Source organism: Microcoleus sp. Pol11C2 (genome assembly GCF_036701505.1).
Lineage (GTDB): Bacteria > Cyanobacteriota > Cyanobacteriia > Cyanobacteriales > Microcoleaceae > Microcoleus.
On sequence record NZ_JAUBQX010000021.1, the window covers coordinates 1 to 12444 of the forward strand.

At 46.8% G+C, this 12444-nt stretch carries 7 protein-coding genes and 3 pseudogenes; 5 read left to right on the top strand and 5 right to left on the bottom strand.

Features of this window, described 5'->3' with window-relative positions; genetic code table 11:
• Positions 1–225, top strand: a pseudogene (locus QUA42_RS14100) (photosystem II q(b) protein); the annotation flags it as partial.
• Between the two features lie 336 nt (positions 226–561).
• Here QUA42_RS14100 and QUA42_RS14105 read toward each other — a convergent pair.
• Complete coding sequence (locus QUA42_RS14105) at positions 562–867, bottom strand: XisI protein (protein ID WP_333137810.1); 306 nt, start codon at positions 865–867, stop codon at positions 562–564.
• Positions 855–1270, bottom strand: a pseudogene (locus QUA42_RS14110) (element excision factor XisH family protein). Before QUA42_RS14110 ends, QUA42_RS14105 begins: the two are co-directional and overlap by 13 nt.
• Positions 1271–1756: 486 nt before the next feature.
• Here QUA42_RS14110 and QUA42_RS14115 point away from each other — a divergent pair.
• Complete coding sequence (locus QUA42_RS14115) at positions 1757–2221, top strand: GUN4 domain-containing protein (protein ID WP_333137812.1); 465 nt, start codon at positions 1757–1759, stop codon at positions 2219–2221.
• Positions 2222–2415: 194 nt separating this feature from the next.
• A pseudogene (locus tag QUA42_RS27770) lies at positions 2416–2544 on the top strand (hypothetical protein); the annotation flags it as partial.
• Positions 2545–2601: 57 nt separating this feature from the next.
• Here QUA42_RS27770 and gltB read toward each other — a convergent pair.
• Positions 2602–7188, bottom strand: coding sequence for a glutamate synthase large subunit (gltB, locus tag QUA42_RS14120; protein ID WP_333137813.1), 4587 nt, complete (start codon positions 7186–7188; stop codon positions 2602–2604).
• A gap of 1104 nt (positions 7189–8292) precedes the next feature.
• Between gltB and QUA42_RS14125 the strand changes: the two genes are divergently transcribed.
• Both QUA42_RS14125 and QUA42_RS14130 read left to right on the top strand, forming a co-directional pair.
• Positions 8293–8712 carry a phosphomannose isomerase type II C-terminal cupin domain gene (locus QUA42_RS14125; protein ID WP_333137814.1) on the top strand — a complete coding sequence of 140 codons (420 nt, stop codon included), beginning with the start codon at positions 8293–8295 and terminating at the stop codon, positions 8710–8712.
• Between the two features lie 139 nt (positions 8713–8851).
• Positions 8852–9181: an iron-sulfur cluster assembly accessory protein gene (locus QUA42_RS14130; protein WP_333137815.1), complete on the top strand. Its 330-nt coding sequence runs from the start codon at positions 8852–8854 to the stop codon at positions 9179–9181.
• A 532-nt stretch (positions 9182–9713) separates the two neighbouring features.
• Here the strand turns inward: QUA42_RS14130 and QUA42_RS14135 are convergent.
• Together QUA42_RS14135 and QUA42_RS14140 are read right to left on the bottom strand one after the other, a co-directional pair.
• A complete protein-coding gene (locus QUA42_RS14135; RefSeq protein ID WP_333137816.1) occupies positions 9714–10700 on the bottom strand; it encodes a glycosyltransferase in 987 nt (328 codons plus the stop codon).
• 332 nt (positions 10701–11032) lie between these two features.
• Positions 11033–12247 carry a response regulator gene (locus QUA42_RS14140; protein WP_333137817.1) on the bottom strand — a complete coding sequence of 405 codons (1215 nt, stop codon included), beginning with the start codon at positions 12245–12247 and terminating at the stop codon, positions 11033–11035.
• Positions 12248–12444: the final 197 nt, after the last annotated feature.

A 12444-nucleotide genomic window follows, 5' to 3' on the forward strand; every position in this document is an offset into this window, starting at 1 on the left:
GCTTTGGGTATCTCCACGATGGCTTTCAACTTGAACGGTTTCAACTTCAACCAATCGATTATCGACTCTCAAGGTCGCGTTATCAATACTTGGGCTGATGTGATCAACCGCGCTAACTTGGGTATGGAAGTAATGCACGAGCGCAATGCTCACAACTTCCCGCTTGACTTGGCTGCTGGTGAAACAACTCCCGTAGCTTTGGTTGCTCCTTCTATCAATGGCTAAGTTTTAGCTGTTGATTGACAAAAAGCGCTCCTAGAAATAGGGGCGCTTTTTGTTTGGGGAAAAAGATTTTTACTGCGGGGATGGGAAGTATAGCAGCCGCTAAGGCAGTTATGACGCTTGACCTAAGACGTCTTCAATTGCCAGAACGTAAACAATCAAACTGTTCCAGTTGTGGGCGGGTTCAACTCTTTAACTAAGACTATTCTTGGCTAAATCTTGTTTAGGTAGACGAGAATATGGTGGTAAGTACACTAATGTTTCAAAAAAAATTTTGTTCACTAAATAACCATCAATAGCTGTGCGATCGAGCTTTTTAATTTTCCCATCCCTGAACTGCTACGAAGCTACTGCAAAATCTGTGTACTGCCGCATCCCAGGCTCGTGAAATGCCAACACAATGTCTTCCTTGGGAACTCCAGCGCGCACCAAATCCGTTGCAATCCCATCTTCTGTCCAGACTTCCTCAATCCAGAATTTGCGATCGCCATGAGGCCAGCCTAGGTTCATCCAGATGTAATGACCGTTTTGCTCGTCTGCAATCAAGAATGTCTCGATGTCTTGTTGGGAAGAGCGATCACACAATTCTATATACTCGGTCAAAATACGCTTAATTAGTTTGGGATACTCGATTAGTTTATCCATTGCACAATTTCCTCTACTTCTGTATTTACGATAATTAGCGGAAGTTGATGTCTGTTTACAATTAATTGAATTACATCTTGAGTGAAGAAACTTTTATATGCGATCGCACTAACTGCGACGTAAAGTTTGCGATCGGCGCTGTTTCTTCTAAAAGGTAAAGAGAAATGTCATACTCACCAAGAGCTTCTTTTAAATCTTGGATTTTCGAGGCACCGATAAAGCTTTTCACTTCAACTACAAGTTTCTGTCCCGGCCGTTCAGCAGCAATGGGTTGTTCCGCACCGAGATTGGCGTACAGCGTTTTTCTGCGATACTGAATTACATACGGATCGTCAGTAATCGTCCAGCCGTATTTGATCGGTACGTTTTTGACAGCGTAGTGGATGATGTCAAGCTGGGGCATAGGCTTATTATAGAATAAAATAAACGCATATTATAACTGAGTTGCAACAGGAAATTTTTAAATTGAAAAGAGATTTTTGTCGAACACTAGGTTTCACACTTTAGCAAACTTGTTTGTGTTCTCAATGAACTTCCCGGTAACCTGGTAGATACTGGCAAATCCTAATTTTTTTTTGAGTTGCTCTTGACAGGAAATAAAAGCTGCAATAATTTAGGAAAAGATCGGTTTTTGGGTCGCATCATATGCAAGTCAATATCTAGTTAAACTGCAAAGTTATTTGTTTGGGAATTATTGCTAATTTGGTTGTATGGTGGTAATATCTTATTTCCCTAGAGCCTTGCTAAGGATACTGGCAACCGCTGAACATGAACGTTATATTTATTGCGAAAGAAAGCCATGAATCAAACGTTGACTAAATCGGCAGCGGTGAGTTCAGGAGAGGCTTATAGGAGTTCTGCTTAGAATATAAAACCAATCATAAAATTAATGACCACAACTGACTACACTCAACTGCATCACTTCCTGACTCGGAAAGATTGGAAAGATGCCGACATTGAAACCAGACAACTAATGCTGCAAATTGCCGGGGCAGATTCCAGACAAGATCGCCTACTCACAGCCAACGACATTCAAAATTTTCCATGTCCCGAGTTAAAAAAGATAGATCGACTCTGGGTTAAAGCGAGTCGTGGACGTTTCGGATTTAGTGCGATATCAAATCTCTATCAAGCAGTGGATGAGGATTATTTTGTACTGGCTGAGCGAGTGGGTTGGCATAGTGAAAAAAATTGGATCGATTACAATAAAATTAATTTTACTATTGATGCTCCTGTTGGGCATTTACCGATAACTTGGCTTGTCCCTACTTCATTTTGGATGTACTGGAATGCTCGCTTTGCTAGTGCTGGATGGAGGTTAATTCTCAAGCGAGTAGCTGAATGTAACTTGTAAGATTTGCTCCTAGCCTATGCTTTCCAGTTCCTATCGACATCAATTATAAATTCTTCGGAATGGTATTAACTACAGCTTTTTTGGGCGCTTCGGTATTACGAGTTCTTGGCGGTGACTTGACAAATCCTGTTTGTGAAGATTTGCTGGCTAAATTGGGCGATCAACCAAACAAGTTATAATTTTCAGGATGTAAAAAATTTAATAAATTATCTAAACAGGTATTAGAAGCTAGTTATAAATTTACAGGAAAAGACGCAGCAACAGTTAAAAAATTTTTACAGCTAAATTTCATTATGTTTCAACTGCGATTCTTGTGTTGTTGATAGGAACCAGTCGAGTAGGGTGCGTTAGGCGGTAGCCGTAACGCACCCATACTAATACTAACTGCCGCCAATCCGAGCGACATCGCGAGCGTTTTCTTCAAACGCAGCCGTCAGCGCATCATCACCGCTTAAACCCGATGCGATCGCCCTTTCAATAGCCTGCAACACGCGCTTATAATCCCTCGGCATCACCTTCACAAACACCGGCACCATCTCATCCCACGCAGCCAGAACCTTCGATGCCTTCGCACTTCCAGTCAAATCAAAGTGAGTCTGAATTAACTGCCGCAAATCGCTAATTTCCTCAACATCCTCCAATTTTTCCAAATCCACCATCGACATATTGCAGCGAGTAGCAAAATCGCCCGCTTCATCCAAAATGTAAGCAACACCGCCACTCATACCCGCTGCAAAATTGCGCCCGGTTTCGCCCAAAACTACAACTTTGCCGCCAGTCATGTACTCGCAACCGTGATCGCCCACACCTTCAACTACTGCGTTAACGCCGGAGTTACGCACCCCAAAACGTTCGCCCGCCATCCCTCGGATGAAAACCTCGCCGGATGTCGCGCCGTAAAGCACTACGTTACCGACAATCACGTTTTCTTCCGCGACAAAGGTAGAAGCTGGCGACGGATACAGGATAATCTTGCCGCCGCTGAGCCCTTTGCCCAAATAGTCGTTAGCTTCGCCTTCGAGCTCCAGGGTGACTCCCTTGGGCACAAATGCCCCAAAGCTTTGTCCGGCGCTGCCTTGGAAGTGCAGGTGCACCGTGTCCTCCGGCAAACCTTCCCAGTGGCGTTTGGTGATTTCGTTGCCGAGAATTGTGCCGACAACGCGGTTGACATTGGTAATCGGCAGTTTGGCGTGTACTTTTTCGCCATTTTCGATCGCACCTTTGCACAAATCCAACAACACAGTCATGTCGAGAGACTTTTCTAAACCGTGATCCTGCGCCATCTGACAGTAGCGCCCGACATCCGCCCCAACTTCCGGCTGATAAAGGATTTTCGAGAAATCCAAACCCTTAGCCTTCCAGTGTTCCACAGCTTGTTTTGCTTCCAAAACATCAGTCCGCCCCACCATTTCATTCAGCGTGCGGAAGCCCAACTGCGCCATAATTTCCCGGACTTCCTGGGCGACGTAGGTCATAAAGTTTACCGTGTGCTCGGGGTCGCCGGTAAAGTTATTCCGCAACAGCGGGTCTTGCGTCGCCACGCCCACCGGGCAAGTGTTGAGGTGGCAAACGCGCATCATGATGCAGCCCAATGTCACCAGCGGCGCGGTCGCAAAACCGAATTCCTCAGCGCCAAGCAAGGCAGCAATTACTACATCGCGGCCGGTTTTCATTTGACCGTCAGTTTCCACGACAATCCGGCTGCGGAGATTATTGAGTACCAAAGTTTGGTGAGTTTCAGCCAGTCCCAATTCCCAAGGTAATCCCGCGTGTTTGATCGAAGTCTGTGGCGAAGCGCCGGTTCCGCCGTCGTAGCCGGAAATCAACACGACATCGGCGTGGGCCTTAGCAACACCCGCCGCGATCGTCCCGACTCCAACTTCCGACACGAGTTTGACGCTAATCCGCGCTTCCCGGTTGGAATTTTTCAAGTCGTGAATCAATTCGGCCAAATCTTCGATCGAATAAATGTCGTGGTGAGGAGGAGGCGAAATCAAACCCACACCCGGAGTCGAGTTCCGCACCTTCGCAATCCACGGGTATACTTTTTTACCGGGCAACTGTCCGCCTTCACCGGGTTTCGCGCCTTGCGCCATCTTGATTTGCAGTTCCCGCGCTTGGGAAAGATACAAGCTGGTAACGCCGAAACGCCCGGAAGCAACTTGTTTGATCGCGCTGTTTTTCGAGTCGCCGCGATCGTTCGTCCAAGTGTAGCGATCGGGATCTTCGCCGCCTTCACCCGTGTTCGATTTGCCACCAATGCGGTTCATCGCTACTGCTAGCGATTCGTGGGCTTCTTTAGAAATCGAACCGTAACTCATCGCCCCAGTTTTAAAGCGTTTGAGAATTGATTCTATCGGCTCAACTTCCTCAATGGGTATCGATTCCCGCTGCTTGAATTGCAACAAACCGCGCAAGGTAAAATGCTGCTGGTTTTGTTCGTTTACCAGGCCCGAATACTGTTTGAAAAGCGTATAACTGCCCTCGCGCACTGACTTTTGCAGCGCGTGAATTGTCTGCGGACTAAACAAATGCGCCTCGCCTTCTTTCCGCCACTGATATTCGCCGCCAACATCGAGAGTATGTCCGCTGGATGGGCGATCGGGGAATGCGTGATTGTGGCGCAAAATTGCTTCTTGGGCGATGACTTCGAGGTCTACACCTTCAATCCGCGAGGCTGTCCAAGCAAAGTATTTATCGACTACGGATTTGTTTAAGCCGATCGCCTCAAAAATCTGCGCGCCGCGATAACTTTGAATTGTGGAAATCCCAATTTTCGAGGCAACTTTCGTCACACCTTTAGTTGCGGCTTTGATGTAGTTTTTGCAAGCTGTTTTGTACTCGACATTTAGCAGCAATCCTTCGCGAATCGAATCGGCGATCGTCTCAAAGGCCAAATACGGATTAATCGCGCCGCAACCATATCCAATAAGTGTCGCAAAGTGATGCACTTCGCGCGGTTCACCGGATTCGAGAACGAGTCCCGCCCGCGTGCGCGTACCTTTACGGATCAAGTGGTGGTGCAAGCCCGCAACTGCCAGCAGCGCTGGAATTGGGGCTTTGTCTGGACTGATACCCCGATCGCTCAAAATGATGATATTCACCCCGGAGGCGATCGCGCTGTCTGCTGCTGCAAAAACCTCTTCTAACGCTTGTTCTAGACCTTTCACGCCGCTTTTGGGGTCAAACAAAATCGGCACGGTGACGGACTTGAAATTGCCCTCATTTACGTGTTGGAGCTTAGCTAATTCTTCATTGCTGAGAATTGGCGTTTTCAGTTCTATCAAATGACAGCTTTCTGGTTCCGGTTTGAGCAAATTGCGTTCAGCGCCGATCGTAGTTTCGGCAGAAGTTACAATTTCTTCCCGGATAGAATCAATTGGCGGATTGGTAACTTGAGCAAACAACTGCTGGAAGTATTCATAAAGCAGTTTTGGCCGATTGGAAAGCACCGCCAGCGGCGTATCCGCACCCATCGCGCCGACAGCTTCCACGCCATCTTTCGCCATCGGCGCTAACAGCAACCGCAGTTCTTCAAAGGTGTAGCCAAAGGCCATTTGCCGCTGCAATAATGTTTCGGGATGAGATTCTGCTACTGCCGGCGCATCTTTCAGTTTGGCGATTTCGACCATGTGCTGGTCGATCCACTGGCGGTACGGGTGTTCTGTGGCGATTTTGGTTTTAATTTCCTCGTCAGAGACGATGCGGCCTTCCTCGGTATTGACCAGGAACATCCGCCCCGGTTGCAAGCGACCTTTTGATACAATTCGTTCTGGGGCGATCGGCAAAACTCCGGCTTCCGATGCCATAATTACCAAGTCGTCTTTGGTGACGCAGTAGCGGGAAGGGCGCAAACCGTTGCGATCGAGCACGGCCCCGATCGAAGTACCATCGGTAAAGGCGATCGAAGCTGGGCCGTCCCAAGGTTCCATCAAGCAAGAATGGTATTCGTAGAAAGCTTTTTTCTCGTCACTCATGGACTCGTGGGCTGTCCAAGGTTCCGGAATCATCATCATTACAGCGTGCGGCAAAGAACGCCCGGCCAAAGTCAGCAATTCCAAAGCATTGTCAAAAATCGTCGAGTCGCTGCCTTCGATATTGATTAAATTGGGGATTTTCTTTAAGTCATCGCCGAATAGTTCCGACTCGAACAGCGATTGCCGCGCGTGCATCCAGTTAATGTTGCCGCGCATCGTGTTAATTTCGCCGTTGTGAGCGATGTAGCGGTAAGGGTGCGATCGTTCCCAGCTCGGAAAAGTATTCGTGCTGAAGCGCGAGTGAACTAGGGCTAGAGCGCTTTCCATGTCTGGATCGTGCAGTTCGGGATAGTAATCGCCGACTTGCACGGGCATTAACATACCCTTGTAGACGATCGTCCGGCAGGAGAGAGTGGAATTGTACCAGTAGGGGTCTGTGTTAGTCCTGCGGATGGCATTGTGAGCTCGTTTGCGGATGACGTACAGTTTCCGCTCGAAAGCCGCCTCATCAATACCTGCGGCGCGCCGGAGGAACACTTGCTGCATGAAGGGTTCGCTAGATTTTGCGGTGTCGCCGAGGGACGAGTTGTCGGTGGGCACATCGCGCCAGCCCAGCACTTCCTGGCCTTCTTCTGCCGCGATTTCCTCAAAAATGCGTTTGCCGTTTTCGCGTTCAGTTTGATTTGGCGACGAGTAAATCGCGCCAACGCCGTACTCGCCTGCTTCGGGAAGTTCGATGTTTAGGGCCGCGGTTACTTTCTTGAGAAACTTGTGGGGCACCTGCATCAAAATCCCCGCCCCGTCTCCGGTGTTGGGTTCGCAGCCGCACGCGCCCCGGTGGTCGAGGTTCAATAGGATTGTCAGTGCCTGCTCGACAATTTCGTGGGATTTGTTACCCTTCATGTGTACGATGAATCCGACTCCGCAAGCGTCGTGCTCGAACTGCGGATCGTACAGACCTTGCTTTTGTGGCAGTCCGTTGCTGTTCATTTTGATGCTCCTGTCAAAGTGGCGAAAAGATGTTGATCTAGAGTAGAGGATGGGATGCCGATCGCTCTAGTATCATGTATTATATGTGGATCTACTCAATTGGGTAGATGTACCCAAAAATCAAAGCTTATTCGATCAAGCGTAAAAAAATAGTTAAAGCCGATAACTTAACTAGGGAACCCGGAGGTTAAACATTTATGCTTAAAGACTCTTCGATTATGTGAATTATTAAACCGCAGAGGCCGCAGAGAGCGCAGAAGAAGAGAAGAGAGATGAGTAATTCCGATACCAACTCACATCTTGCACCTTGTTAATAAGCTTTTCAAGGGCGGGCTTTCCGGCCGGGCCCACAAAATTTACTCTCTGTGGAACAGGCCCGAAAGCCTGTTCTTGAGAAATGAGTTTATAGCATTGTTAATGCGACTGTATCCTCAGCGTGTGGGTGACATTCTCCACCAGCATTTTGCCTTCTCAACAGCAATGAGTATTTCTGAAAAATTGCAAAAAGTCGATCGACTCAAAGCCAGGTTAGATAGCTTTCGGCCGCTTTCTCCCACCCTAGTTGCAGAATTGAAAAAACTCTATAGCAATCCTTGCAGGAGTCGTAAATTTTTTACCCCACCCCAACCCTCCCCTTATCAAGGGGAGGGAGTAAGAAATTCACAAAGGATGCCAGGATCGCTATATGACGTTCGGTTTACTTATCACTGCTTTACAGAAATTATCCAAACTTATTCAAGTCTAACTATTCTACCAGGTTTCATCCCAGAGGGTCTCTAACCAGATGCTAGAAGTTTTGCAGCAGCAGTCTCAAGAGCTGGATTAGGATTCACCTTTAATCAATATTCAAGAACCAGCGCCCTTTCTATGAAGATTTGATGTAGATTGGGGCGATCGATCTAATAACAGGTGACAACAGCTATGTTGGTTTTGCTATGGTTGTTAAGGCAAGTCGATCGGGCTGAGCACAACTCTTGCAAAACTCTACAGTCGGCTAACCAGTCCCCGCAGGTGGACTTCGGTTTTAACTATAGATTAGTTAATCTCAAAAAACAACGTCGTTTACCAAAGGATTCCGCAAGCAATCCTCAAGGAGTGAAAATCATGGTTCAGATTCAAGAAATTTCTCAAGTATCTACCCTGCACGCACCTGCAGCACCCAATGGAATAGCCGCTACAGAATTGCGGCCTTGGGGATCCTTTACGACTTTAGAAGAAGGCCCAGGATATAAAATTAAGCGGATCGAAGTTAAGTCGGGACACCGCCTCAGCCTGCAAATGCACCACCACCGCAGCGAACACTGGATTGTGGTTTCTGGTACTGCAAAAGTTACTTGTGGCGACACTGAACAAGTTCTGTTTACAAATCAGTCTACCTACGTTCCTCAGTGCACTTCTCACCGCCTGGAAAATCCGGGAGTTATCCCCCTGGTTTTAATTGAGGTGCAGAATGGCGAATATCTCGGAGAAGATGATATTATCCGCTTTCAAGACGATTATGCTCGTAATGAAAAGGCTAAGTAACTCAAGTTGCTAAAAATATAGGGGTAAGGTGCGCGGTTCGGCGCACTTTACATTCTCCGGGTAAGTTACACGCCTAGGCACATTCTAGATTTTCAAAACTCAACATTACTTCCCAATTACCAATTACCAATTACTCATAATGATTCATCTGAGCAAAACAGCAGCAACAGAAGTAACGCGCCTCAAGTCGAAGCATCCGAACCCCAATGCTTTATTTCGTCTGGGCGTGGAATCGAGCGGCTGCTCCGGTTTGTCTTATACAATGGCATTTGACGATGCGCCAGCCCCAGAAGACGCTGTATGCGAGTCGGAGGGAATTGAAGTTGCGATCTACCCCCAGCACTTAAAATATCTCAATGAGCTCACCTTGGATTATTCAGAAGACTTGATGGGCGGAGGTTTCCGATTTCACAATCCCAATGCCGCCCAAAGCTGTAGCTGCGGCAACTCCTTTTCTGCCAAGGAATAATCTATAGGATGACACTCAAAGACTTATAAAAAGTCCAAAAAACCTTCAAATAAGCCGATCGAGACTACCAATCTCGACGCCTATTCAGGATTAGGAATTGACGGCAATATCGAACTCAGAAATCCCGATACTTATCCCATTTGGACTAAAGCCAACTGTCACAAATAGGGGTTGAAATTTAGGTATGTAGTTGCGCTTCAGCGCTCTTAACTTAGAGAAGAGCGCTGAAGCGCAACTACATACCTTTGTTTAATGTGCCAGTTGCGTAAGTCCTATATACCTAGGTTCCTAGAAAACCAGTAGGGTAAGGTGTGTCGCACGAAACAATCTGCAAGTGTCATCGAACATCTAACAATTTCGCACCTACAGATCAGCATCACATAATATACCCTTGATGAGTACAATTAGGTGTATCTCACCTCCGTGAAAAGCGCTATAGATAGTTGGTAAAATCTGCTTTTACGAACGCGCAAATTATACTATCACGAATCAACCACAAATGACATAAAAGCTCGATCGACTATCAACACAATCAAGCTGGCGTACCGAGAATAGTCCACTGCATTAACTGCTGCCACTCGGAAGATTGAGCTAATAAATCAGCATCGAATTCATTTCCCGCATCCTGCGAAAACTCGGCGAAAGCTTCCGCCCAATTAATTACTGTTTCCACAGGCAAATAAGGCGTATAATTCCAAGAACGCTGCAAAAACTCTACCATCTCAACAGCATGACCGGTGCGGTACAAATACCAAGCAATCCAAACTAAGGTACTGTACTTGATTTGCTTTTCCAACAAACGTATTTTATCCGGCAACTCGGGGCGGGCAAAAAAATTGTCCATGACTGCGGCGAGGGATTTAGCCTGCGGTAAACCTTTGTACATGGCGCTTTGTTCGTGCTGGCGGTAGCAAACAGTTACTTGCTGCAACCACTCTGCTTCGCATCCCATTAAGGCTAAACGCAGCACTAAATCTGTATCTTCCGCCGGGGGAAATCGAGGATCAAATCCGCCGGCGCGCTTTAACCACTGACGGCGAAATACCATCGCGCTGGGTAATACTGGTTTCCACCGCAGCCACATTTCTAAGTCTAATTTAGGGACATTTTGCCAGGGTTTGACATCTTTTAGCGGTTCACCTATACTATTAACCAGACGCCAGCCGCTGTGAACTATTCCGAGATTTGGTCGCGCTGCAAATACAGCCATTTGTGCTGCTAATTTGTCGGGAAAAAAGTAGTCGTCAGCATCGAGAAAGGCGATGAATTCTCCTCGCGATAGCTCGATGCCGTGATTTCGGGCAATCGAAACTCCTTGATTTTGTTGGTAAATGTAGCGAATTCGATCGCCATATTTCTCTAAAACTAACTTGGTATCGTCTCGGGAGCCGTCGTCTACGACAATAATTTCCCAGTTAGTATAGGTTTGGTGCAGAACGCTATCTACGGCTTGGCCGACGTAAGCAGCACAGTTGTAAGCCGGAATTACTACGCTCACCTGCGGGGTGCGATCGCTCATAATTAATATCAAGTTTTATGGATTATACCATTTTAGATTTTAGATTTTAGATTTTAGATTAAAAAACTGGAAATGACTGATGAGCCTCTGGCTGGAAACTTGCCTACAGTTGCATTCTTTTTGTGAAGAGGTTGGAACAGATATTAAAATCAATACCCGCTGAGCAGGTTTAGGGAAATCTTGGCTTTGAAATCAAGAAAAACCATGCAACCCCCCCTACAAGATTTATTGGTAAAATTCGGTAGCGTCTTTATTTTACAATACTTATCGGGTGCCCCGGAGGCTCACGCGCCCGATAAGTGACGCTTGATCTTGATCAGCATAATTTGGGTTCAAGAATTTGCCAGGGTAAGTTGTCGTGAATGGAGTATATCTTGGGGGTGAATTGCTGAAGGGTGGCGATCGCCTTTTACCTTCAAATACTTGTCAACTATTTGCAAAACCTGTTCGGGATTGGCTGGCTTCCTCAAAAAATCGGAAGCACCTGTCAATTTCGCTCGCGTGCGGTCAATTATACTGTCTTGACTGGTCAAAAACACGATCGGAGTTTCACGAAAAGCAGGTGTTTTTCGCAAAAAATTGCACAAAGCAAAGCCGCTTGTCTTCGGCATCACCACGTCCATAAAAATTAAAGCAGGCTTTTGTTTTGCGAGGAGGCCCACTCCCTGCATGGGGTCTTGAATTTTTAGGACTCGATACCCCTCCGGCAATAAAATTTGTTCTAAAAATTCGCAAACTGTCGGACTGTCATCGATACAGGCAATTAAAGGGCGACCCGCCCCGGCCATCGCTGCGGCAAGGCGCCACTGTTCTATAGGCGACGGTAAGTCTGGTACTGTTCGGAAATTTACTAAACCCTGTTTGATGTAATTAACTAAAGCGCGAGTTGCCACTGTCACGCACTGCTTTTTCTTAAATGCAATATCCCAAAGAGTATTCTCGCCGTTGAATACGTTACCCAAAGCGATCAAAGAATTAGAGCTAAATCGATTTTGCTGCAACTGGGCTGATGCTTTTAAAAGTGGTGCTTGTTCTGGATCTACCAGCCACAAACCCATTGCTTTCCACTTCTGCCAAATTTCTTCTGTACAACACAGAATTTTCTCTACTTCTGTTAAAGACAGCAGCAAAGAAGAGGTAATTGTAGAAAAATATTTCTGGGACGGACGCCACTCCCGGCGCAAACCCGATTGACCGATCAGAGCAAATAACACTTCGGAAAGGCTGGTGTGGACGATCGCCCTAGCTTGTTCCAGGCTCATTTCGCTGGCTGCTATCCCTCGCTGAAGCAGTTGATATTCCCACAGTTCTCCAGCATCGAGGTCTCTGAGATCCACTTGAAAGTTTCGACAGTGTTGCCCAATCGCCCTGTACCAGCGTCTCGCTCTGTGCGCTCCTCCCGTGGCATACACCAAACTACCCTGAAAAAAGTAAAGTTGCCACTGTTGTTCCCCTTGCTCTAACACCAGTTTCCCTGTTGCTTGTTTCTGGCTGAGTACAGCCAGAGTATGGGACAACATTTTGTATCCGATTGCGGTAGCAGACATATCAACTCGCATCCCCTGTACTCTGTTTGTACCATTATATAGCTGCTGAGTTTTGAAAGATAACAGTAATATTACTGAAGTTGGGTTAACAAACACCAGTAATTGTGCGAATTTAACCCTCTTAGGGAGTGATTCCCCTCGGTAGTTTTAGCCATGAGGATGAAACACCTAATTGCACTCTTAACTAATAACTAAAA